At 40.5% G+C, this 23,896-nt stretch carries 25 protein-coding genes; 22 read left to right on the top strand and 3 right to left on the bottom strand.

The window, feature by feature from the left end; all coding sequences use genetic code 11:
* Positions 1-58 precede the first annotated feature (58 nt).
* From mgtA to M1R56_RS02180, 8 genes are all read left to right on the top strand, one after another.
* A complete protein-coding gene (mgtA, locus tag M1R56_RS02215; protein ID WP_248034449.1) occupies positions 59-2,719 on the top strand; it encodes a magnesium-translocating P-type ATPase in 2,661 nt (886 codons plus the stop codon).
* 135 nt (positions 2,720-2,854) lie between these two features.
* Positions 2,855-3,253 carry a transcriptional regulator Spx gene (gene spx / locus M1R56_RS02210; RefSeq protein WP_000591165.1) on the top strand — a complete coding sequence of 133 codons (399 nt, stop codon included), beginning with the start codon at positions 2,855-2,857 and terminating at the stop codon, positions 3,251-3,253.
* 66 nt (positions 3,254-3,319) lie between these two features.
* The gene (locus M1R56_RS02205; protein WP_075229630.1) at positions 3,320-3,892 is read left to right on the top strand and encodes an SP0191 family lipoprotein; all 573 of its coding nucleotides are present in this window, start codon (positions 3,320-3,322) and stop codon (positions 3,890-3,892) included.
* Positions 3,893-3,988: 96 nt separating this feature from the next.
* Positions 3,989-4,255: an IreB family regulatory phosphoprotein gene (locus tag M1R56_RS02200; RefSeq protein WP_000507060.1), complete on the top strand. Its 267-nt coding sequence runs from the start codon at positions 3,989-3,991 to the stop codon at positions 4,253-4,255.
* 3 nt (positions 4,256-4,258) lie between these two features.
* Complete coding sequence (ruvX, locus tag M1R56_RS02195; RefSeq protein WP_049502846.1) at positions 4,259-4,678, top strand: Holliday junction resolvase RuvX; 420 nt, start codon at positions 4,259-4,261, stop codon at positions 4,676-4,678.
* A 15-nt stretch (positions 4,679-4,693) separates the two neighbouring features.
* Positions 4,694-4,999, top strand: a complete 306-nt coding sequence (locus M1R56_RS02190) for a DUF1292 domain-containing protein (protein WP_000017624.1) — start codon at positions 4,694-4,696, stop codon at positions 4,997-4,999.
* Between the two features lie 354 nt (positions 5,000-5,353).
* On the top strand, positions 5,354-6,592 hold the full coding sequence (locus tag M1R56_RS02185; RefSeq protein ID WP_248034448.1) for a folylpolyglutamate synthase/dihydrofolate synthase family protein: 1,239 nt from the start codon (positions 5,354-5,356) through the stop codon (positions 6,590-6,592).
* Between the two features lie 146 nt (positions 6,593-6,738).
* Positions 6,739-7,176 carry an SP_0198 family lipoprotein gene (locus M1R56_RS02180; protein WP_248034447.1) on the top strand — a complete coding sequence of 146 codons (438 nt, stop codon included), beginning with the start codon at positions 6,739-6,741 and terminating at the stop codon, positions 7,174-7,176.
* A 128-nt stretch (positions 7,177-7,304) separates the two neighbouring features.
* On the opposite strand, the gene M1R56_RS02175 is transcribed toward M1R56_RS02180, so the two are convergent.
* Positions 7,305-8,117 (bottom strand): Cof-type HAD-IIB family hydrolase, encoded by an 813-nt coding sequence (locus M1R56_RS02175; RefSeq protein WP_248034446.1) that lies wholly within the window; start codon positions 8,115-8,117, stop codon positions 7,305-7,307.
* 196 nt (positions 8,118-8,313) lie between these two features.
* Here M1R56_RS02175 and M1R56_RS02170 point away from each other — a divergent pair, with 196 nt between their 5' ends.
* The 7 genes from M1R56_RS02170 to M1R56_RS02140 all read left to right on the top strand — a co-directional run bounded on the left by M1R56_RS02170 (position 8,314) and on the right by M1R56_RS02140 (position 14,714).
* Complete coding sequence (locus M1R56_RS02170; protein WP_248034445.1) at positions 8,314-9,735, top strand: NCS2 family permease; 1,422 nt, start codon at positions 8,314-8,316, stop codon at positions 9,733-9,735.
* Positions 9,736-9,820: 85 nt separating this feature from the next.
* On the top strand, positions 9,821-10,264 hold the full coding sequence (gene tsaE, locus M1R56_RS02165; RefSeq protein WP_248034444.1) for a tRNA (adenosine(37)-N6)-threonylcarbamoyltransferase complex ATPase subunit type 1 TsaE: 444 nt from the start codon (positions 9,821-9,823) through the stop codon (positions 10,262-10,264).
* Positions 10,254-10,775, top strand: coding sequence for a GNAT family N-acetyltransferase (locus M1R56_RS02160; protein WP_248034443.1), 522 nt, complete (start codon positions 10,254-10,256; stop codon positions 10,773-10,775). Before tsaE ends, M1R56_RS02160 begins: the two co-directional genes overlap by 11 nt.
* A 4-nt stretch (positions 10,776-10,779) precedes the next feature.
* The gene (locus M1R56_RS02155) at positions 10,780-11,799 is read left to right on the top strand and encodes an LCP family protein (RefSeq protein ID WP_248034442.1); all 1,020 of its coding nucleotides are present in this window, start codon (positions 10,780-10,782) and stop codon (positions 11,797-11,799) included.
* Between the two features lie 79 nt (positions 11,800-11,878).
* The gene (locus M1R56_RS02150) at positions 11,879-13,147 is read left to right on the top strand and encodes a competence/damage-inducible protein A (RefSeq protein WP_248034441.1); all 1,269 of its coding nucleotides are present in this window, start codon (positions 11,879-11,881) and stop codon (positions 13,145-13,147) included.
* A 41-nt stretch (positions 13,148-13,188) separates the two neighbouring features.
* The gene (recA, locus tag M1R56_RS02145) at positions 13,189-14,343 is read left to right on the top strand and encodes a recombinase RecA (protein WP_153224556.1); all 1,155 of its coding nucleotides are present in this window, start codon (positions 13,189-13,191) and stop codon (positions 14,341-14,343) included.
* 176 nt (positions 14,344-14,519) lie between these two features.
* Complete coding sequence (locus tag M1R56_RS02140) at positions 14,520-14,714, top strand: PspC domain-containing protein (protein WP_248034440.1); 195 nt, start codon at positions 14,520-14,522, stop codon at positions 14,712-14,714.
* Between the two features lie 351 nt (positions 14,715-15,065).
* On the opposite strand, the gene M1R56_RS02135 is transcribed toward M1R56_RS02140, so the two are convergent.
* Positions 15,066-15,620, bottom strand: a complete 555-nt coding sequence (locus M1R56_RS02135; RefSeq protein ID WP_248034439.1) for a GNAT family N-acetyltransferase — start codon at positions 15,618-15,620, stop codon at positions 15,066-15,068.
* A 108-nt stretch (positions 15,621-15,728) separates the two neighbouring features.
* Here M1R56_RS02135 and M1R56_RS02130 point away from each other — a divergent pair, with 108 nt between their 5' ends.
* Together M1R56_RS02130 and M1R56_RS02125 are read left to right on the top strand one after the other, a co-directional pair.
* Positions 15,729-17,099 carry an MATE family efflux transporter gene (locus tag M1R56_RS02130; RefSeq protein WP_248034438.1) on the top strand — a complete coding sequence of 457 codons (1,371 nt, stop codon included), beginning with the start codon at positions 15,729-15,731 and terminating at the stop codon, positions 17,097-17,099.
* 96 nt (positions 17,100-17,195) lie between these two features.
* Positions 17,196-17,912 (top strand): YebC/PmpR family DNA-binding transcriptional regulator, encoded by a 717-nt coding sequence (locus tag M1R56_RS02125; protein WP_248034437.1) that lies wholly within the window; start codon positions 17,196-17,198, stop codon positions 17,910-17,912.
* A 221-nt stretch (positions 17,913-18,133) separates the two neighbouring features.
* Here M1R56_RS02125 and M1R56_RS02120 read toward each other — a convergent pair whose 3' ends face one another.
* Positions 18,134-18,793 carry a hypothetical protein gene (locus tag M1R56_RS02120; RefSeq protein ID WP_248034436.1) on the bottom strand — a complete coding sequence of 220 codons (660 nt, stop codon included), beginning with the start codon at positions 18,791-18,793 and terminating at the stop codon, positions 18,134-18,136.
* A 197-nt stretch (positions 18,794-18,990) separates the two neighbouring features.
* Here M1R56_RS02120 and M1R56_RS02115 point away from each other — a divergent pair, with 197 nt between their 5' ends.
* The 5 genes from M1R56_RS02115 (at position 18,991) to M1R56_RS02095 (ending at position 23,882) form a co-directional block, all read left to right on the top strand.
* The gene (locus tag M1R56_RS02115) at positions 18,991-19,452 is read left to right on the top strand and encodes a MarR family winged helix-turn-helix transcriptional regulator (protein WP_248034435.1); all 462 of its coding nucleotides are present in this window, start codon (positions 18,991-18,993) and stop codon (positions 19,450-19,452) included.
* Positions 19,436-21,205, top strand: coding sequence for an ABC transporter ATP-binding protein (locus M1R56_RS02110; RefSeq protein ID WP_248034434.1), 1,770 nt, complete (start codon positions 19,436-19,438; stop codon positions 21,203-21,205). Before M1R56_RS02115 ends, M1R56_RS02110 begins: the two co-directional genes overlap by 17 nt.
* On the top strand, positions 21,195-22,955 hold the full coding sequence (locus M1R56_RS02105) for an ABC transporter ATP-binding protein (protein ID WP_248034433.1): 1,761 nt from the start codon (positions 21,195-21,197) through the stop codon (positions 22,953-22,955). The genes M1R56_RS02110 and M1R56_RS02105 overlap by 11 nt, the downstream gene beginning before the upstream one ends.
* A 64-nt stretch (positions 22,956-23,019) precedes the next feature.
* A complete protein-coding gene (locus M1R56_RS02100) occupies positions 23,020-23,376 on the top strand; it encodes a DUF2200 family protein (protein ID WP_248034432.1) in 357 nt (118 codons plus the stop codon).
* Between the two features lie 2 nt (positions 23,377-23,378).
* Positions 23,379-23,882 carry a phosphatase PAP2 family protein gene (locus M1R56_RS02095; RefSeq protein ID WP_248034431.1) on the top strand — a complete coding sequence of 168 codons (504 nt, stop codon included), beginning with the start codon at positions 23,379-23,381 and terminating at the stop codon, positions 23,880-23,882.
* Positions 23,883-23,896 lie beyond the last annotated feature (14 nt).

The raw sequence follows: 23,896 nt of genomic DNA, 5'->3' as shown, positions 1-23,896 counted from the left end.
TTATAAAGTGATTGGTCCCCGTGTATGAAATCACCATTCATACAGATAGGAGAAACCAATGAAAACTACAAAAGAAAGACTAGCAGCAGCTATTCAAACTCCATTAAAAGATAGTCTAGCTTTTTACCATACAAGTCTAAAAGGCTTAGACCAAGAACAAGTCGAAGAAAACCGTGACCTATATGGTGAAAACACCATCACAAAAGGTCAAGAGGATTCCATCTTTAAAAAGATTTACGAGTCCATCATCAATCCTTTCACAATCATTTTGCTTGTGATTGCCTTTATCTCTCTCGTTACAAATGTCTGGCTTGCCAAACCTGGTCAAGAAGATCCAACGACCTCTATTATTATCGTTGTCTTGGTTTTGATTTCAGGAGGTATTCGTTTTGTCCAAGAATTGCGAAGCGATAAGGCAACAACCAATCTTTCAAAAATGATTGTCAATACAGCAACTGTTATTCGCGATGGTCTTGAACAAGAGTTACCCATCGATGACTTGGTTGTGGGAGACCTCGTGAAATTGAGTGCTGGAGATATGATTCCAGCAGATGTCATCTTATTTGAATCCCGCGACTTTTTTGTTCAACAGTCAGGTTTGACTGGAGAAAGTGATGCAGTAGAAAAACTTGCTTTAAATAAAGCTACTAATCAAAATGTAGAGAGTCTTTTAGAAGCAGAATCCTTGGCATTCATGGGGACAAACGTTATCTCAGGAAGTGCTACAGCTATGGTTCTAGCTGTTGGTGATGACACCATGATGGGAGCCATCGAACAAACTCTCAACACCTATGATGAGCCAACTTCTTTTGAACGTGAAATGAACAGCATTTCTTGGCTCTTGATCCGCTTGATGCTTGTCATGGTTCCAATCGTGTTTTTCGCAAATGGATTGACCGATGGAGACTGGCTAGAAGCTGGAGTGTTTGCCTTGAGCGTGGGTGTCGGACTGACACCAGAAATGCTTCCGATGATTATTACAGCCAGCTTAGCAAAAGGTTCCATTATCATGGCCAAGGAAAAGGTAGTCATCAAAAAACTCAATGCTATCCAAGACTTAGGAGCAATCGATATCCTTTGTACGGATAAAACTGGAACTCTAACGCAAGATGAGATTGTCTTAGAATACCCCTTGGATATCCATGGTGATTTGGATATGGCGGTCTTAAGAAGAGCTTATCTAAATTCACATTTTCAAACAGGTTTGAAAAACTTAATGGACCGTGCCATCATCAGTAGAACTGAAAAAGAAGCCAAGGAACATGTTATCCTACAAAATCTAGACACCAGCTTCCAAAAAATCGACGAACTACCATTTGATTTTGAACGTAGACGCATGAGTGTTATCGTCAAAGATGATAGCAATGTTGTTAGTATGGTGACCAAAGGCGCCTTGGAAGAAATGTTGACCATTTCGACACATGTGGAATATCGTGGAGAAATAATCCCTATTACGGAAGGTATTCGCCAAGAAGTACTGGCAGAAGTTGGTCAATTAAACCGTCAAGGTTTACGTGTATTAGGTGTTGGCTACAAGTCAGGTCTACGTGAAGATTATGCCTATGCTGTGGATGATGAAAGTGATATGATCCTTACGGGTTACCTTGCCTTCTTGGATCCACCAAAACCATCTGCATCACCCGCTATCCAAGCTTTGCTTGAGCATGGTGTCAGAACAAAAATTTTAACTGGAGATAATGAAAAAGTAACCCAAGCTATCTGTGAAAAGGTTGGATTGGACGTTGAACATATGCTCTTAGGTGCTGACATTGATCAAATGACAGACCAAGAATTGGCAGAAGTGGTTGAAAAAGTAACAGTCTTTGCCAAATTATCTCCTGACCAAAAAGCGCGGATTATTCTACAGTTAAAGAAAAATGGTCACGGTGTTGGTTATATGGGTGACGGTATTAATGATGCCCCATCTATGAAGGTGGCAGATGTTGGAATTTCCGTTGATACAGCAGTAGATATCGCAAAGGAAACAGCGGATGTTATCTTGCTTGACAAGGATCTTATGGTTCTTGAAACTGGTATCGTTGAAGGTCGTAAGGTCTACGCCAACATGACCAAGTACATCAAGATGACCGTTAGTTCAAACTTTGGAAATATCTTCTCACTACTGGTTGCGAGTATCTTCTTACCATTTTTACCAATGGCTCCTGTTCATCTCATTGTCCTAAACCTAGTCTATGATTTGTCCTGTGTGGCATTGCCATTTGATAATGTGGATCAAGACTTCCTAAAACAACCCCATACATGGGAAGCAAAATCCATTACTCGATTTATGGTTTGGATGGGTCCAATCTCATCTATCTTTGACATTTTGACCTTTATCTTCCTCTACTTTATCATTGTTCCTTTGGTAACAGGTCATCACTATGTTCATGGGTCAGAATCTGCCCTTCAGTTTATTATCTTGTTCCAAACAGGATGGTTCATCGAATCTATGTGGTCTCAAACCATGGTTATCCATATGCTTCGTACAGCAAAAGTTCCTTTTGTGCAAAGCAGACCAGCTTGGCTTGTAATCTTGACAACTTTGGTTGCAGCCCTTTTTGTAACGAGTCTGCCTTATGGACCGCTAGTAAATATTCTTCGTTTAGCTCCATTAGGACTTCCTTATTTCCTATTCTTAACCCTCACTATTTTCTTATATATGATATGTGTCACAACAATCAAGAATTTTTATATAAAAAAATATAAAGAATGGTTATAGTTCGTATTTTGTCAAGAAAAAAGTTAAAAAAACACGAAAAAAGTGAAACTTTTTCAAAAATAGGTCGCAAGTCCGATGTTTTTTATGGTATAATAGATTAAACTGATAGTAACATGTAGCGAAAGGGGTAGGTACATGATTAAAATTTATACAGTCTCAAGTTGTACTAGCTGTAAAAAAGCTAAGACCTGGCTCAATGCCCACCAGTTAAGTTATAAAGAACAAAACCTCGGTAAGGAAGGAATCACGAGAGAAGAATTACTTGATATTTTGACAAAAACAGATAATGGAATTGCAAGTATCGTATCATCGAAAAATCGTTATGCAAAGGCCCTTGGTGTTGATATCGAAGATTTGAGTGTGAATGAAGTGCTCAACCTGATTATGGAAACACCACGTATCTTGAAAAGTCCGATTCTTGTAGATGAGAAACGCCTACAAGTCGGCTATAAAGAAGACGATATCCGTGCCTTTTTGCCACGCTCTGTCCGTAATGTGGAAAATGCAGAAGCGCGTTTACGTGCGGCTCTATAAAACATCAAGGCTGGGAGTGACTCCTAGCCTTCTCTAATATTTAAATTGGATAACATGTGAGGATTTATGAAAAAGTTAGTCATTGGAACATTCGCAGCACTATTTTTGCTCGTTGGATGTGGTCAGAAAAAAGAAACAGCAGCTTCAACTACTGAGAGTTCTCAAGAAGCCCTGCAGTCAACCTTGCCCGTATTAGAAAATGCAACCAAGAATACGGTTGTGACCAAGACCTTGGTGTTGCCAGCTGATGAGAGTGGTGCTCAGCAAACTCAAATCATTACTTACAAAGGCAATCAATTTTTAAGCTTGACCATTCAGCAGAAACGTCCTGTATCAGAAGATTTAAAAACTTATATTTCTGAACGAGGATTAGATGAAGCTAAAAAAGCTCTTAAAGAAGCTGAGGACAAGGATGAGTCTGTTCAAGCAGCTCGAAAAATTTCAGGCTTTACCATTGAAACGACTCTTTTAAATGAGAAAGAAATGGAAACCAAGACTAGCTATGATTTCCAAACGATGGATATTAAAAAAGCCAGCGAAAACGAATACTTGAAGAATGTTGGACTGGAAAATCTATTGAAAAACGAACCAGAGGACTATATTGCTAATCGTGTTGCAAATGGGGCAACAGTCCAGTAAAAAGTCAGAGAAAATCAGCAGAATCAGACTGTGTGATTTGTAGAACGACCGCGAATGTGCTATAATAGTACTATTCTAAGGAAAGAGGGTGTTAGAATGGGATTTACTGAAGAAACCGTACGTTTTAAATTGGACGATTCCAATAAAAAAGAAATCAGTGAAACATTGACAGATGTCTATGCTTCTTTGAATGAAAAGGGCTATAACCCTATTAACCAGATCGTGGGCTATGTTCTCAGTGGAGACCCAGCTTACGTTCCTCGTTATAACAATGCACGAAATCAAATCCGTAAGTATGAGCGAGATGAAATCGTTGAAGAACTGGTTCGCTACTACCTTAAAGGACAAGGAGTCGATCTATAATCTATGAGAATTATGGGATTGGACGTTGGTTCCAAAACGGTAGGAGTAGCGATTAGCGATCCGTTAGGTTTTACGGCACAAGGGCTTGAAATCATCCAAATCAATGAAGATCAAGGTCAGTTTGGTTTTGAACGCCTCAAGGAACTCGTTGAAACCTATAAGGTAGACCGTTTTGTTGTTGGTTTGCCTAAAAACATGAACAATACCAGCGGACCGCGCGTGGAAGCCAGTCAAGCCTATGGGGCTAAACTAGAAGAACTCTTTGGTCTACCGGTAGAGTATCAAGATGAACGCCTAACTACGGTCGCTGCAGAGCGTATGTTGATTGAGCAAGCAGATATTAGTCGCAATAAGCGTAAAAAAGTTATTGATAAACTAGCTGCTCAATTGATTTTGCAAAATTATTTAGATAGAAAATTTTAAGACAGAGGAGAAACTATGTCACACGATCACAACCACGATCACGAAGAACGTGAACTTATTACACTTGTAGATGAGCAAGGAAACGAAACTTTATTTGAAATTCTTTTGACTATTGACGGAAAAGAAGAATTTGGTAAAAACTATGTCCTTCTTGTACCAGTTAACGCAGAAGAAGATGAAAACGGCGAAGTTGAAATCCAAGCTTACTCATTCATCGAAAACGAAGATGGAACAGAAGGCGAATTGCAACCAATCCCTGAAGATTCAGAAGATGAATGGAACATGATTGAAGAAGTCTTCAACAGCTTTATGGAGGAGTAAAAACGTTCGGGGAACGTTTTTACCCTTGCGATAGAAATGAAGACCGCAAGTCAGTCCAGTGGACGTTTTAGCCTGATGCTAAAAATAAAAACCGTCAGTAAGTTCGGTGGATGTTTTTAGCCCAGCGCTAGAAATTAGACACGCAGGTAGTCTGGGAGACTGTATCAGCCCAACTCAGAAATTGGGAAGAGTTGGAATGTTCAGTGAACATTTTTACCTTTACGCTAAAAATAAAAACCGTCAGTAAGTCCGGGGAACGTTTTTAGCCTGACGCTAAAAATAAAATTTAGCTAGTATCTAGCAAAATGAGTAAAAAGCGAAGAGAATCTTCGCTTTTTTGTTAAGGAGACAAGCATGATTGAAGTAGAAAAATGGCTCCATAGTCGGATTGGATTGAATTTTAGAACAGGATTGGGACGGATGCAAAGAGCAGTAGATTTGCTGGGGAATCCTGAGCAAACCTATCCAATTATCCATGTGACAGGGACAAATGGAAAAGGTTCAACCATTGCCTTTATGAGAGAGCTCTTTGTTTCTCATGGTAAGAAGGTGGGGACCTTTACTTCGCCCCACATTGTTAGCATCCATGATCGGATTTGTATCAATGGTCAACCCATATCGGACGCAGACTTTATCCGTTTAGCAAATCAAGTTAAGGAAATGGAGCAAAGACTTCTAGAAACACATGACCAGCTATCTTTTTTTGAGTTGTTAACCGTGATTGCTTTGCTTTATTTTAAAGAACAAGGGGTGGATCTAGTTCTATTAGAAGTTGGAATTGGTGGCTTGCTTGACACGACCAATGTGGTTACTGGAGAGATCGCAGTTATTACATCAATTGGCCTAGATCACCAGGAGACCTTGGGCAATAGTCTGGAAGAAATCGCTGAACAGAAAGCAGGAATTTTTAAGCAAGGAAGAGCAGCAGTGATTGCAAACTTAGCTCCTGAAGCCCAGCTCGTTTGTCAAAAGATAGCAGAAGATTTAGATGTAACTCTCTACCAAGCTGACCGAGATTTTTCTTTCAAATCAGGACATTTTTCTTCTTCTCTTGCGGACTTGACCCGACTAAAACTGGGTTTGGAAGGAGCTTATCAAGAGGAAAATGCAGCTCTTGCCTTGCAGGCTTTTCTATTGTTTATGAATCAGAGAGGTGAAAAGGTCGATGAGGAAGTTGTCCGGTGTGCTCTGAAAACAACCAGTTGGGCTGGGCGTCTAGAAGCTGTTACGGAGCACATTTATCTAGATGGTGCCCACAATCTACCAGCCTTGGAGCGGTTAGTTGAATTTATCCAGCAAAAAATTCAGCAAGGTCATCAACCTCAAATCCTTTTTGGAGCTTTAAAGCGTAAGGATTATAGTGGAATGTTAACTTATTTGACAGATCATTTACCTGATACAGCTCTCTATGTGACGAGCTTCGACTATCAAGGCTCTTTGGAGGAGCAGGATTTAAGTGGATATCATAGAGTTGCTTCCTATCGAGATTTTATAGATGATTTTGAAAAGTCTGCAGGGGAGAAAGACTTGCTATTTGTGACAGGTTCTCTCTATTTTATATCTGAGGTTCGTGCCTACCTTATAAAAACATAGTTGCTTGATAGACCTTGTTTCTTTTATTTGATATAGTATAAGTAGAATAGTTCTGCAGTTTTTCTGCCTTTATCTCCTTTGATATAGTATAAGTAGAATAGTTCTGCAGTTTTTCTGCCTTTATCTCCTGAAAGAAAGGAGACATTATGTCACTAAAAATATTTACACTTTCTCTTGCTACTGTAGCAAGTCTTAGTCTTTTAGTTGCTTGTTCGTCAACAACTAAGTCGACACCTTCATCCCAAGCAAGCACTAGCTCTGAAGCGAGCACTAGTCAAGTATCAGAAACCAGTGCTTCTAGTTCTACTACTAGTGCAAAGACTGACACAACTACTAATATAGATGGGACCTACAAGGGCCAAGACGAGGGTGATAGCATTACTCTTGTAGTCACTGGAAATACCGGAACGTGGACAGACGTTGAAGCGGACGGAGATCAAGAGGTTAAGAAGGTGACCTTCGAACCAGAAAATCAGAGAGTCTTTATTGGAGACGATATCAAGATTTATGTGGCAGAAGAGAACCAGATTATTATCGATGACATGGACCATGAGACTTCTGATCGTATCGTTTTAAAGAAATAGACATCATTTGTTGGGATTTGGATCTGGCTAAAACAGGTGCAAATCCTTTTTCGTTGACTTTGAGCTCAAAAAAATTCCATACTTTTAAGATAGCTAATGTCTACCACAAAAGTATAGAATGAGTGAAATTAAAGAAATCGTTCTTGTAAAAACTGAGCGACGCCATCTTCTTCGTTGGTCAATGGTAATTGCTCGTCTGCGAAAGGTAACAGAGCAGGATTTGCGTTTTTCATGGCATAGCCTTTACCTGCAAAAGAAAGCATCTCTTGGTCATTATGTTCGTCACCAAAGGCAATTAAATTCTGTTTGTCTATATTCATGACATTGAGAAGATATTCAAGGGCAAAGGCCTTGTGAACTCCTTTGGGAGTACATTCAAGGATATTTAAGGGGCCACCCCAAGTATTAATATTGAGTTGCTGCTTGTAGAAGCTGTTCATCTCTTCTGCTAGTGCATATTTATCGTCTGCCCTAGTTTGTAATAGAATACAGTTAGGCCCTTTGGTCACTAAGTTAGACTGGAATTGATTTTCAGGGCGAAAGTTTTCAACACCAAATAATTTAGGGTTGGCAATTTCTTTGTCTGGAGCCGTAATGTAAAACTTTTTACGGTATTCACCTGCGATAAAGTCTGCCTCAATCTCCTCTTTTCGTTTTACGATATCCAAGAGGTATTTTTTGTCCACAGTCAGACACTTTTCATATTTCCAAGTCTTACCTGGCAGATGAGTGAGTGAACCGTTGAAGTTGATCATAGGGGTTTCAAGTTCAAGTTGGTCATAAAAATCTTTAGCCATACGGTAAGGGCGACCAGTTGCGATAACAACTTGGTGGCCTTTTTTTGAGATTTTCTTAATCGTTTCAATAGTAAAGTCAGAAAGTTTGTTTTCAGAGTTTAGCAAGGTTCCGTCCAAATCGACGGCAATCATTTTTTTAGTCATAAAATCCTCCCGAATCTAGTTTCAGATAAGATGTTTTCTATTATATCAGAAAGTGACTAGAAAAGCTGATAATAAGTAAAAAGAAGGAGAAAAGTATCGGATAAGATTTTTATGATTCAGTAAAAACATCTTGAAAATATGAATGATTGGTGGTATAATAGTCATATTGTTCGTAAAATGACAAAGGAGATTAAAAATGGACAAACTATTTAAACTAAAAGAGCACGGGACAGACGTCCGTACAGAAATTCTTGCTGGTTTAACAACTTTCTTTGCAATGAGTTATATTCTCTTTGTAAACCCTCAAATGCTTTCACAAACAGGAATGCCTGTTCAAGGTGTATTCTTGGCAACAATCATCGGTTCTGTTGTGGGAACTTTGATGATGGCTTTCTATGCTAACTTGCCATATGCGCAAGCTCCAGGTATGGGACTCAATGCCTTCTTCACATTTACCGTCGTATTTGGGATGGGTTATAAATGGCAAGAAGCCCTTGGAATGGTCTTCATCTGTGGGATTATTTCACTGATTATTACATTGACCAATGTTCGTAAAATGATCATTGAGTCTATTCCTACAACACTTCGTTCAGCAATTTCAGCTGGTATTGGGGTTTTCCTTGCTTATGTTGGGATTAAGAATGCTGGTCTCTTGAAATTCTCGATTGACCCAGGTACTTATACAGTAGCAGGTGAAGGAGCAGATAAGGCTCAAGCAGCACTTACTGCAAACTCAGCAGCTGTTCCAGGATTGGTAGACTTCAACACGCCAGCTGTCTTGGTAGCTCTTGCAGGTATTGCCATTACTATCTTCTTCGTTGTTAAGGGGATCAAAGGTGGTATCATCCTTTCTATTTTGACAACGACAGTTCTTGCCATTGCTGTTGGTCTTGTTGATTTGTCTAGCATTGACTTTGCAAGCAATAATCTTTCATCAGCCGTTAATGACCTAGGAACCTTGTTTGGTGCTGCTCTTGGTTCAGAAGGATTGGGATCTCTGATTTCAAACACTTCTCGTTTGCCAGAAACCTTGATGGCCATTCTTGCTTTCTCATTGACAGATATTTTTGATACTATCGGTACTCTTATCGGTACTGGTGAAAAAGTTGGTATCATTGCAACAAGTGGTGAAAACCATGAGTCAGCTAAATTGGATAAGGCTCTTTACTCTGACTTGGTGGCAACTTCAGTAGGTGCTATTGCAGGTACTTCAAACGTTACAACTTATGTTGAGTCTGCAGCTGGTATCGGTGCTGGTGGACGTACTGGTTTGACAGCTTTGGTTGTTGCCATCTGTTTTGCCCTATCAAGCTTCTTTAGCCCACTTCTAGCAATCGTTCCAACAGCTGCAACTGCACCAATTTTGATTATTGTCGGAATTATGATGCTCTCTAACTTGAAAAATATTCCTTGGGATGATATGGCTGAAGCTGTTCCAGCTTTCTTCACATCTATCTTTATGGGATTCAGCTACTCAATTACACAAGGGATTGCCGTTGGTTTCTTAACTTATACTTTAACGAAAGTTGTCAAAGGTCAAGTGAAAGATGTGCATGTCATGATTTGGATTTTGGATGCCTTGTTTATCTTGAACTATATCAGTATGGCTCTTAACTAATGACAAAAACAAAAAAAGAGGGGAGTCTCCTCTTTTTTTGTTGATGGAAATATCACAAAATAAAACTTTTTGGTATAATAAATACATGTACACAAAAAATGAAGATGAGTTGGTTGCACTTGGGGAAAAGCTAGGGCACTTGTTAGAAAAAAATGATGTGTTGATTTTGACTGGTGAATTAGGTGCTGGGAAAACAATGCTAACAAAGGGTCTGGCTAAGGGATTAGGCATTCATCAAATGATTAAGAGTCCTACTTATACCATTGTTCGAGAATATGAAGGACGTCTACCCTTGTATCACTTAGATGTTTATCGTATCGAAGGTGATGCAGATTCTATCGACTTGGATGAATTTCTTTTTGGTTCAGGTGTAACGGTTATTGAGTGGGGACATCTATTGGGGGGCAATCTTCCATCGGATTATCTGGAGTTAGAAATCCTTAAAAAAGATGAGGGCCGAGAAATCGTCTTTCATGCTCATGGCCAAAGAGCTACAGAACTTTTGAAAGGATTGACGGATGGAGTATGATCTTTTAATCCGTGAAGCGGAAGCCCAGGATGCTTCGGCGGTCATTGCTCTCTTAGATCAAATTGGTCAAGAGTCCAGTTTTACCAGTCTGGATGAAAATGGGATTACAATGAGTGAGTCTGAAATGCAACATTTTTTGGATAAGCAGGCCCAGTCGGATAATCAAATTACCATACTCGCTTTTTTGAATGATGAGTTAGTAGGAATCATCAATATAACAGCTGATCAACGTCCGCGAGTCCGTCATATTGGAGATGTCTTTTTAGGAATAAAAAAAGCTTACTGGGGAAATGGTCTCGGTAGTATCTTGATGGAAGAAACTATTGAATGGGCCAAATCAAGTGGTAGTATTCGACGGTTACAATTGACAGTTCAAAAAAGAAATCTTGCCGCGGTGCATCTGTATGAAAAAATGGGCTTTATCATAGAAGGATTACAGGAACGTGGTGCTTGTATAGAAGGAGGAGAGTTTCTAGATGTTTACCTAATGGGTCAACTGATAGACGAATAAGAGTATGGTAAAAAAAATAATTGGAATGTTTTTGGGTTTGGTCCTTGTGACTGTGCTAGGTGTAGGTGCTTATGCCTATACAATTTATCAGCAAAGTACGCAAACTTTAGCTAAAACCTATAAAAAAATCGGTGAAGAAACCAAGGTCATTGAAGCGACTGAACCTCTGACGATTTTGCTTATGGGAGTGGACACAGGGAATGTTGAACGTACAGATCCATGGGCTGGTAATAGTGATTCAATGATCTTGGTGACGGTGAATCCTAAAACCAAGAAGACAGTCATGATGAGTTTGGAGCGTGATATTCTCACACAAATCCAGCAGCCAGATGGTAGTGTAACGGAGGCTAAACTCAATGCTGCCTACGCCAATGGTGGAGCAGAGTTGTCTATTTCAACGATTCAAAAAATGATGAATATCCACATTGACCGTTATGTGATGGTCAACATGCATGGACTTCAAAGAATGGTTGATGCAGTAGGTGGAATTACAGTGAACAACACTCTAGGTTTCCCAATCTCTATCCAAGATCAGGAACCATTTAATACGATTTCTATCGGTGTTGGTGAACAAAAGCTAAATGGTGAAGAAGCCCTTGTTTATTCACGTATGCGTTATCAGGATCCAGAAGGAGACTATGGCCGTCAAAAACGTCAGCGTGAAGTGATTCAAAAAGTTGTCGAGAAGATTCTTAGTTTGAACAGTGTGAGTCACTATCAAGAGATTCTGAAGGCTCTTAGTGACAATATGCAGACAAATATCGAAATTACAACAACAACCATTCCTCAGTTGATGGGTTATCAAGATTCATTTAAGAATATTGAGTCTCAACAATTGCGTGGAGAGGATGCAATGCTTCAAGGGACTTCTTACCAAATCGTGACATCTGAGCATATGTTAGAGATGCAAAATCTTTTACGCCGTTCGCTCGGACAACCAGAGGTTACGAATTTGGAGACCAATATAGTCTTGTATGAGAATCTTTTTGGCCACTTGCCACCATCTTCTGAAGAGTCAGAATAACAAGAAATTATCCATCAAATCGTAGGAATTATCCTGCGATTTTTTCAAAGAAATCCGAATAGGTAAGTAGGAGGAAAAAATGAAAGCAGAAATTATAGCTGTTGGAACAGAGATTTTGACAGGTCAAATTGTCAATACCAATGCGCAATTCTTGTCTGAAAAGTTGGCTGAAATCGGTGTAGATGTCTATTTTCAGACAGCTGTAGGAGATAACGAGGATCGTCTCTTATCCTTGTTAGAAATTGCTCAGAATCGAAGTAGTCTAGTTATTTTAACAGGTGGTTTGGGGCCAACGGAAGATGATTTGACCAAGCAAACTTTAGCCCAATTTTTAGGACGTGACTTGACTTTTGATCCTCAGGCCCAGGCTAAGCTAGATGACTTTTTTTCTCACCGACCAGACTATGCTCGTACTCCAAATAATGAACGCCAGGCTCAAATCGTTCAAGGTTCAACTCCATTACCAAACGAAACGGGTCTAGCAGTCGGTGGCATGATTGAGGTGGCGGGTGTCACCTATGTTGTCCTACCAGGACCTCCAAGTGAATTGAAACCTATGGTCTTAAATGAGTTGCTTCCAAGATTGACAACGGGATCTAAGCTCTATTCACGTGTGCTACGTTTTTTTGGGATTGGTGAGAGCCAGCTAGTGACCATTCTATCAGATTTGATTGACCAGCAGACGGATCCAACCTTGGCACCTTATGCTAAAACTGGGGAAGTGACCCTTCGCTTATCGACCAAGGCTAAGAGTCAAGAAGAAGCAGATCGTGTTCTAGATACTTTAGAACAAAAAATCCTTGAAAGAGAAACTTTTGAGGGCGTTTCACTTCGAGAAATTTGCTATGGCTATGGGGAAGAAACCAGCTTGGCTAGTCTGGTAGTAGAAGAGTTGAAAAAGCAAAAGAAAACTATCACTGCAGCAGAAAGCTTGACTGCAGGTCTTTTTCAAGCTACTTTGGCTGATTTCTCAGGTGTGTCTGCTATCTTTAAAGGTGGTTTTGTGACTTATAGCCTTGAAGAAAAAGCTAAGATGCTTGATATTCCACAGGCTGAATTGGAAAAACACGGAGTCGTCTCAGCCTTTACTGCTGAAAAAATGGCTGAACAGGCGCGAATCAAGACCCAGTCAGATTTTGGCATTAGTTTGACAGGAGTGGCTGGACCAGATAGCCTAGAAGGACATCCAGCAGGTACAGTTTTTATTGCTTTGGCGCAAGCTTCGGGGGCAGAAGTTATCCAGGCCAATATCGCAGGTAGAAGTCGTGCAGATGTGCGAGAAATTGCAGTATTACATGCCTTTAACCTAGTTCGCAAAGCTTTATTAAGTGATGGAGATTTGTTATAATAGAAGAAGGTCTAAGGACTATTAGAATACAGGAGAATAAAATGGCGAAAAAACCAACAAAAAAATTAGACGAAATTGGCAAAAAATTTGGTGCTGATCGTGAAAAAGCCCTAAACGATGCCCTTAAATTGATTGAAAAAGATTTCGGTAAGGGATCAATCATGCGCTTGGGTGAACGTGCAGAGCAAAAGGTCCAAGTGATGAGCTCAGGTTCTTTGGCTCTTGATATTGCACTCGGATCAGGTGGTTATCCAAAGGGACGTATCATCGAAATCTACGGTCCAGAATCATCTGGTAAGACAACGGTTGCCCTTCATGCGGTAGCGCAAGCCCAAAAAGAAGGCGGAATTGCTGCCTTTATCGATGCGGAGCACGCGCTTGACCCAGCCTATGCAGCAGCTCTTGGGGTTAACATTGACGAATTGCTCTTGTCACAACCAGACTCAGGGGAGCAAGGTCTTGAAATTGCTGGGAAATTGATTGATTCAGGTGCAGTTGACCTTGTTGTTATCGACTCAGTTGCTGCTCTTGTACCTCGTGCGGAAATCGATGGAGATATCGGAGATAGCCACGTTGGTCTTCAAGCTCGTATGATGAGCCAGGCTATGCGTAAACTTGGAGCTTCTATTAATAAGACTAAGACAATTGCTATCTTCATTAACCAATTGCGTGAAAAAGTAGGAGTTATGTTTGGTAATCCAGAGACAACTCCTGGTGGACGTGCCCTTAAATTCTACGCTTCTGTCCGTTTGGATGTTCGTGGAAGCACACAAATCAAGGGAACTGGTGATCAAAAAGATACGAGCGTAGGTAAGGAAACCAAGATTAAGGTTGTTAAAAACAAGGTAGCTCCACCATTCAAAGAAGCCTTTGTTGAAATCATGTATGGAGAAGGAATTTCAAGAACTGGTGAGCTTTTGAAGATTGCAAGTGATCTTGACATCATCAAGAAGGCAGGAGCATGGTACTCTTATAAAGACGAAAAGATTGGTCAAGGTTCTGAAAATGCAAAGAAATACTTGGCAGATCATCCAGAAGTCTTTGATGAGATTGACCACCAAGTTCGTGTCAAGTTTGGCTTGATTGAAGACGATGCAGTAGCCGATGAAAAAGTAAAGGCTCCCGAAGTAGAAGTAGCTAATCAAGAAGTGACTCTTGACCTTGGCGATGATCTTGAAATCGAAATTGAAGATTAAAAAGTAAAAGTGGCGGAGGAATCCCCACTTTTTCTGCTATATGAGAATAAAGAAACAAGGTTATGAGAGCAGGAATGACAGATTTTCACAGTAAAAATGAGGAAGACTATTGCAAAAGATTTGATTTGATGATAAAATAAATTGAAAATAAAAGTAATGCCAAGGAGATTGTTGGTATGGAAAAACGTTTAGTTCGCAATGTTCAAGATAAAAAAATTGCAGGTGTTTGTGCAGGTCTTGCTGACTATTTAGATATTGATGCAACACTTGTTCGTGGACTTTGGATTCTCTTCACATTACTAGGTGGATCAGGAATTCTTGCCTATCTCATTCTCTGGCTGATCATGCCAGAAGCTGGAACAAAAGCGTAAACTTAGTGCATCTTTATGAGACAAATCATGATAAGAGAGTGGGACAGAAATCGGTAATTCGTTAGAATTCGATTTCGTCGTCCCACCTCCGTAAAGTTGAGTAGGGCTGTAAAAGCTGATGAAATCAGCGTAGTAGAGCCCACTCAACCACTGCGTCTTGCTCGATAATCCAAAGACAATTGAGAGGCTAGGATTTTTGTCCCAGCCTCTTATTTGTGATATGCGAGAATAATTTTTTCCAAGTTTTCATCTTATTTGGGAATAACAAAAAATCACCTACGACAGGTGATTGTATATTGGTTACAGAGAAAATTACAAATCTTTAATGGAGATTCAAGGTTGCAATCTAGATTAGTGTTCACTAAAACGTCGGTATTCGATGCGAAAGTCGAAGTAATTCTCTTCTTGTAATTTTTGAAATATATTCCGATAGGCCTCTTCATCAAAATGGTCGCCACGATAGAGAATTTCAAAACTCAATCCCTCGTATTCTAAGAAGGCATTTGCAGTTTTAAAGCCATTTTGTAGATAAAAGTCCATGCGAGCTTTTCGTTGCTCAAGGTTATCGCAGTCTTCGTCCAATCGCTCCACTTCAAGAATAATGGTACGTTGGTAAAAATCAATGAGTTTTTCAATGATTTCTCTCCCGTAGCCATGACTACGGAGATGTGGCATAATGGCAAAGAAGCTAATGTAGAAAGCTTTTTGGTTGGAAATGGCAAAAGCGAAGCCGACAAATTCTTCCTCGTTATAGAAAGCGAAAAAGTGGGCATCATCTCTATCCTGGTAACTTAAAAATTCTTCCAAAGGGACCCGTTCTTCTTCAGGAAAGGCTTCCTTGTTTAATTGGTCAACTTTCTCAAGGTCTGGGAATACATCTGTAATTAACTGGCTGGTTAAGCTCATACATGGCCTCCTTTTCTGTCACGATTATACCAGATTGTTTGTATCTAGGCAACGCTTTCTTATCCAAACTCCCTTGTTCCCCTACTAGAAAGCTGATATAATAGCCTTATGAATAAAAAATCAACGGTGGACCTGATTCATGGTCCCATCCTTCCCGCGCTAATTAGTTTTGCATTACCGATTCTACTGTCCAATATCTTTCAGCAACTTTACAATACAGCTGATATCTTGATTGTTGGGCGTTTTTTAGGGCAAGATTCCTTGGCTGCAGTTGGAGCAACGACAGCCATTTTTGATTTGATTATCGGCTTCGCCCTCGGTGTTGGAAATGGGATGGGTGTTGTTATTGCACGTCTCTACGGAGCTCGTAATTTTGAAAAGATTAAGGAAGCTGTCGCAGCAACTTGGATTTTAGGGATTATCTTGAGTGTGCTTGTCATGTTGATGGGCTTTTTTGGTCTTTATCCACTCTTACAGTACCTAGAAACACCTGCAGAAATTCTCCCTCAGTCCTATGAATATATCTCCATGATTGTTAGCTGTGTGGGAGTGAGCTTTGCTTATAATCTTTTTGCAGGTTTGCTACGCTCTGTTGGTGATAGTCTTGCTGCGCTTGGTTTTCTTATTTTCTCAGCCATCGTTAATGTCATTCTGGATTTGTATTTTATTACGCAATTGCAGTTGGGGGTTCAGTCTGCAGGTCTTGCAACGATTATCTCCCAGGGCTTGTCAGCTATCCTTTGTTATTTCTATATTCGCAAGAGTGTTCCAGAGCTCCTTCCTAGGTTGAAGGATTTTAAATGGAATAAGGCCCTCTATGTCGATCTCTTAGAGCAGGGGCTAGCCATGGGCTTGATGGGTTCAATCGTCTCTGTCGGAAGTGTTATTTTGCAATCCTCTGTCAATAGTTTTGGAGCAGTCATTATCAGTGCTCAGACAGCAGCACGCCGAATCATGGCCTTTGCCTTATTGCCAATGACGGCTATCTCAGCATCGATGACTACTTTTATCTCTCAAAACTTTGGTGCAAAACGTCCAGATCGCATTGTCCACGGTCTTCGACTAGGGAGTTATATCAGTATGGCTTGGGCAAGCTTTGCTTGTGTATTCCTATTTTTTGCAAGTCCTAGCCTAGTTTCTTTTCTGGCAAGTTCGACAGACGGTTACTTGATTGAAAATGGGGCTTTGTACCTACGCATCAGTTCGGTATTCTATCCGTTTTTGAGTCTTTTATTGATCTATAGAAATAGCTTGCAGGGTCTCGGTCAAAAATTCTTGCCACTTGTATCAAGCTTTATCGAGTTTTTTGGTAAAATTATTTTCGTCGCTTGGATTATTCCTTGGACAGGTTATACAGGTGTGATTCTATGTGAGCCCCTTCTCTGGCTAGTTATGACTGCCCAACTTTACTTCTCACTTTCCAAACATTCATGGATCAAAGAAGGCAAAAAACTCTTGGCTACTGGCGGGAAATCCTAGCTTAATTTACAAAAGAAAATCCATTTCCTCTAGTGAAAATCGGATAGACTTGTGTTATAATAAGAAAGATTAAAATGTGAAAAAAGGAGATTCCTAATGGGACGTAAATGGGCCAATATCGTAGCTAAGAAAACGGCTAAAGATGGAGCTAACTCTAAAGTATATGCAAAATTTGGTGTAGAAATCTATGTAGCAGCTAAAAAAGGTGAACCAGATCCAGAACTAAACACTGCTTTGAAATTCGTTATCGATCGTGCCAAACAAGCGCAAGTGCCAAAACACGTTATTGATAAAGCAATCGATAAGGCAAAAGGAAACACAGACGAAACCTTTACAGAAGGACGTTACGAAGGATTCGGACCAAATGGTTCTATGTTGATCGTTGATACTTTGACTTCAAACGTTAACCGTACAGCTGCGAATGTTCGTGCTGCTTTTGGTAAAAACGGCGGAAATATGGGAGCTTCAGGTTCTGTATCTTACCTCTTTGACAACAAGGGTGTTATCGTTTTTGCAGGTGAAGATGCTGACGCTATCTTTGAACTCTTGCTTGAAGCAGATGTCGATGTAGACGATGTAGAAGCAGAAGAAGGAACAATCACTGTCTACACTGCACCAACTGATCTTCACAAGGCTATCGTTGCTTTGCGTGAAGCTGGTATTGAAGAATTCCAAGTAACTGAATTGGAAATGATTCCTCAATCAGAAGTTGAGTTGTCAGGTGAAGATTTGGAAACATTTGAAAAACTCTACGGAGTCCTTGAAGACGACGAAGACGTACAAAAAATCTACACAAACGTAGACGGATTCTAAGAATAAAAATAACCCCTTTGAAAATTCAATATTTTCAAGGGGTTTGTTTATCCTGTGATGACAAAAGGGCAGGAAAGAGACGAAAATCTCTTTTGCTCAAAACGTTATTAGTAATCTATAATTGTCCATAATCCAATGGATTGTGGAAATATCGTGGTGTTGGGATTTAGAAATCGAGGCTTGGTCTACCGATTGCTATTCCCAGCACCTTTTTAGTTATGTTAAATTTTCACTCCAGAATCAGTTTGTTCTTTGCGATCTAGTCCGATGGCGAATTTACGGATCAGAAGAAACTGGCCATTTTCTTGTTTTACGAACGTGAGTATAACTGTCTTAGGATCTGAACTGATGGAGAGATAGGTGATTCTTTTGGTTTCATAATCACTGTCACTTGAATCTGCTTCAGAATCTGGAATCCCATGTTCACTGATAATGTCTTTGTAATTGCTACCGCCTTGCCCTTGGTTGGAAGGGTCACCCTCTATTAAGGCATCAAACTGTTCTTGAGTCCAGGTAAAGATCTCTTCTTCCTCTTCATATTCATCAATGGTACTATTTGGCCAATCTTCATTGGTTGGTTCTTCCATGAGATAATTAGAAGAGCTACGATAGCCTCTTATAAAATCAGCGAAGATAGGAGTGAATAGCAGTTGGCTTATCAGTACAATGATAATGGAAATGAGGCCAAAGCTTGAACCAATCATAGCTAATGTTTTTTGATTTTGGAGATTGAGGCCAATGCCGATGACTCCTAAGATCAAGGCAACAAATCCAAAGAGAAAGGATAGACCATTGATAATTGGTATCCAAGAGCCAAGAAGTGCCAGGGCTCCAAAAATGACAGCAAGGGTTCCTAAGGTTTTATACTCTTCTTGTTTCATTTGAAAGTTCTCCCATTTCTAGTGTAATCAGACAAGTTAGTGCCTATTATAGATAAATTATCAACTATTGTCAATTTATATCGAAATAGTTCCCATAGAAACTTTTTTCTTGACATCCTATTTGAAAATGATAAAATAGTTCTCATGAAAACCAATTGGTTCTCGTGAGAACTATTTATGTGTAAAAAGGAGCAATCATGGATAAGCCGATGTTAGCTTTTAAACGTTTTGGTCACCAGGTACATTTGATGGTACAAAAGGAAGCCAAGCGTTGTGGTATCGAATTTATGGGTGGGCCGCAAGGACAGGTTCTCCGTTTTTTAGATCGTCGTGAGCAGGATCAAGAATTGACACTTATCAAGGATATTGAACAAGAACTCAATGTCACCAAGTCAGTTGCCAGCAATTTAGTGAAGCGTATGGTGCAAAATGGTTTGGTAGAGTTGGAGGCAAGCCCAAGTGATAAACGGGCAAAATTTGTTCATTTGACTGAAAAATCTCGCTCTCAAATGAAGCAGGTCAAGTCTTTCTTTGATCGAATTGACCGCAGTTTACTCGATGGAGTATCTGAGGAAAAACTAGCTATTTTTGAGGAAGTCATGGCTCAACTACAAGCCAATGTAGAAAAAATAGGAGGGGAAGATGAAGAAACTCGCTAAGCGTATCACAGGAAAAGAGTGGGGAATGATTCTCTTGACCATACTCTTTACCTGTTTCTCGGTCTATCTAGAGTTAGAAGTACCGACTTACATTTCAGAAATTACAGCATTACTTGGGACACCAGGGACGCAGTTGGATGCACTTTGGTCACCAGCTATGAACATGATGGGCTTGTCACTATTAGCCTTTCTATCATCTGTCACAGTTGGTTTTTTTGCAGCTCGCGTTGCAGCATCCTACACGGCTCATCTGCGTAGTGATATTTTTAATCGTGTCTTGGATTACTCTCAGACAGAGATCAAACGTTTCTCTATTCCTAGTCTTTTGACTCGGACGACCAATGATATTACGCAGATTCAAATGCTCTTTACGATGGGACTCCAAGTGGTCACTCGAGGGCCTATTATGGCTATCTGGGCCATTGGAAAAATCCTTGGCAAATCTGAATACTGGCTCTGGGCAGTAGTGGTTGCTGTTATCGTCAATGTTCTGATGACAACTGTTCTCATGACGCTTGCCTTTCCAAAACAATCTGTCATCCAGAAATTGACAGATAAACTCAATAGTATCACTCGTGAAAGTTTGACAGGGATTCGAGTGGTTCGTGCTTACAATGCTGAAGATTATCAAGATAAGAAATTTGAAGAAGCCAATGAGGAAGTCACTCGTCTCAATCTCTTTGTCAATCGATTGATGGCTATTATGAATCCTATTATGATGGCGATTTCGAGCGGTTTGAGTCTAGCCATTTACTGGATTGGTGCCTATATCATCAATGATGCTAGCCTGACAGACCGTCTACCACTCTTTAGTGATATGGTGGTCTTCATGTCTTATGCTATGCAGGTCGTGATGGGCTTCTTGCTTATGGGTGCTCTCTTTATCGTCCTTCCTCGTACCTTGGTTTCTGCAGGACGTATTAATCAAGTGCTAGACTTGCATTCTTCTATTGAAAATCCTAGTCAACCACAGACGGCAGATTCCTCTATTCAAGGTCAAGTAGAATTCCGTGATGTAACCTTCCGCTATTCTAAAAATTCAGAAGCAGTTGTGGAACATGTTAGCTTCAAGGCAGAAGCTGGTCAAACGGTCGCCTTTATCGGTTCAACTGGTTCTGGTAAATCTACGCTTGTGAATCTCTTGCCTCGTTTTTATGACGTTTCGGATGGGGAAATCCTAGTGGACGGCGTCAATGTGCAGGATTATGATTTGGAAGACTTGCGGAATAAAGTCGGCTATATCCCACAAAAAGCTGTTCTTTTCTCAGGAGATGTTAAGGGCAATCTCGACTTTGGTAAAAGTTCAGAAACTCCGCTAAGCGAGACTGCTATGTGGCAAGCTCTTGAGTTGGCTCAGTCTAAAAACTTTATCGAAGATAAGGAAGCAGGTTTAGCTTCAGAAGTAGCTCAAGGTGGGACTAACTTCTCAGGAGGTCAAAGACAACGTTTGGCTATTGCGCGTGCCTTGGCTCGTAAACCAGAAATTCTCATTTTTGATGATTCATTCTCGGCCTTGGACTACAAGACTGACCGTATCTTGCGCCAAGAACTAGCTGAAAAAAACCAATCTATGACCAAGTTGATTGTTGCCCAACGTATCTCAACCATCATGGATGCAGACTTAATCTTAGTCTTAGATCAGGGTAAAGTCGTGGGACAAGGCACTCACAAAGAACTTCTTGCTACTAATGAAGTTTACCAAGAAATTGCCTATTCACAACTATCGAAGGAGGAATTGGAACATGGAAAATAAGAAGACGTCCCTTTGGAAACAATATAAACCTTTTCTAGCAGGTCTCCAACTTCCCCTACTAGTTGCAGTTGTGGCTGCTGTATGTTCAAGTATCATCACTGTTTATGGACCAACTAAGATTAAGGAAATCACCAACTTGATCTCAGACGGTTTGGCTACAGAAATCGATTTGGTAGCTGTGTCTAGCATCGCCAGCTTTTTAGCTGTTTTGTATGTGCTTGGTGCCATTCTCAACTATACGCAAGCCTATATCTTTTCAACGAGTATCCAACATTTTTCAAAACGCTTGCGGACAGCTATCGCTGAAAAAATCAATCGCTTGCCTCTAGGATATTTTGACCGTCATTCTCAAGGGGACACTCTTTCACGTGTAACCAATGACGTTGATACAGCAGCACAGTCCCTCAACCAAAGTCTAGGGACCGTTATCTCAGCTAGCTTCTTGCTAATCGCTGTTTTGATTACCATGTTTGGCATGAACTGGATTTTGGCATTGGTAACAGTTGTTTCAACCCTTGTAGGTTTTGCTGCGGTTTCAGTGATTATGGCTAAGTCACAGGGGTACTTTAAAGCCCAGCAAAACAACCTAGCGGCCGTAAACGGTTATGTAGAAGAAATGTACTCTGGCCACAATGTTGTGACCAGCTATAATGCTGTGGAACCAACAAAAGATACATTTGCAGGCTTGAATCAAAATCTACATGATAGTATCTGGAAATCTCAGTTTATTTCTGGCATCATGATGCCTGCTATGTTCTTTGTCGGAAACTTTAGTTATGTTTTGGTTGTTATCGTCGGTGCTGCCTTGGCTCTTGAAGGCCATATCAGTATTGGGATTATCGTAGCTTTTATGGTTTATGTTCGTACCTTCTCACAACCCTTATCACAAATTGCTCAAGGGATTACCAGCTTGCAACAGGCTAGTGCAGCCATGACACGTGTTTTTGAGTTTCTAGGAGAAGCTGAGATGGAAGATGAATCTCATAAGGAAACACAATTGTCTGGTATGAAGGGTGAAGTAGTTTTTGATCAAGTTTCCTTTGGTTACACACCTGAGCGAACCATCATTCATGACTTTTCAGCGACAGCTCATGCAGGTCAAAAGGTTGCTATTGTTGGACCAACTGGAGCTGGGAAGACGACTATTGTCAACCTCTTGATGAAATTTTATGAGATTGATAAGGGAAGCATTCGCATTGATGGTGTGGATACCAAGGCTATGAAGCGCTCAGAAGTGCATGATGCCTTTTCAATGGTCCTGCAGGATACATGGCTCTTTGAAGGAACCATTCGTGATAATCTTATCTACAATCAAACTGGTATTAGTGATGAGCGCGTGATTGAAGCTGCCAAAGCAGTAGGAATCCACCACTTTATCACAACCTTACCAGATGGATACGATACAGTCTTGGATGATACGGTGACCTTGTCAGTCGGGCAGAAGCAGCTCTTGACTATCGCTCGTGCGCTTCTCAAAGATTCTCCACTTTTGATTCTGGACGAAGCGACATCTTCAGTCGATACACGTACAGAGGAGTTGATTCAGAAAGCCATGGACCGTTTGATGGAGGGACGTACATCCTTTATCATCGCTCACCGCTTATCAACTATCCGTAATGCTGACTTGATCCTGGTCATGAAAGATGGAAATATCATTGAGCAAGGCAATCACGATGAGCTCATGGCTCAAGGTGGTTTCTATGCTGACCTCTACAATAGTCAATTTACAGAAGATGAAGTAGAAGAATAAAACCAAAGAAGGCTTGACGGCCTTCTTTTTCTTCTTTATACTGGTATAATAGAAAGAGGAATGTATGAGTCAGAAATTATACAATATGAAATTTTCTGCGGTCTATCCAGCCTTGATTGCAAAGGTTGAGAGAAAGGGTGGAAGGGCAGAGTCCGTTCACCAAGTGACCAGTTGGCTGACAGGTTATGAAGTGAGTGAGATCCTTGCTTGTCTGGATAGGGATCTTACCTACGGAGATTTTTTTCGACAGGCACCGTCTTATGTACCTGAATGGATTGCGATTACAGGTAAGATTTGTGGGATTCGTATTGAGGAAATTGAGGATCCTCTGATGCAGGAAATCCGTCGTCTGGACAAATTAGTAGACTGGCTTGCTAAAGGGAAAACAGCCCAGCAGGTCCTAGAAAAGTATGAGAAATAGATATGAAAAACTATCAAGAGTGGTACGAAAAGAGGAAATCAAGCCTTCTTCGACATCCACAGCTATTACAATTGATGCGAGTTTTTAATCGCATGATGACAGTCCTGATGCCCGTAGCTTACTTGACCTTGTTGGGAACAGCTTTTATGAACAAGGGCTTGGGACAAGAACTTGCTGCTTATATCATGGTGCCAGCTTTTGGCTTTGTCCTATTGACGCTAGTTCGTAAGTGGATCAATCAACCGCGTCCTTACGAGTCTTGGGAGCTTGTCCCTCTACTAGACAAGGATAGTTCTGGTAATTCAATGCCCAGTCGCCACGTCTTTTCAGCAACCATTATTTCCATGGCTTGTGTGCATGCAAATCTGCCTGCAGGGTTGATTTTATTGGTCTTATCAGCTCTTCTCGGTCTTGTGCGGGTCTTAGGAGGCGTTCATTATCCCAAGGATGTTTTAGTTGGCTACGCCTGTGGCCTCCTTTGGGGAATTCTCTTCTTTATTTTGTAAAAAGCAAAGCAAGT

Origin of the sequence: Streptococcus sp. oral taxon 431 (assembly GCF_023115445.1) — a bacterium.
In the GTDB taxonomy this organism is placed as follows: domain Bacteria; phylum Bacillota; class Bacilli; order Lactobacillales; family Streptococcaceae; genus Streptococcus.
Note: the sequence above shows the minus strand (reverse complement) of the source record. Positions and strands in the feature narration are given on the sequence as shown.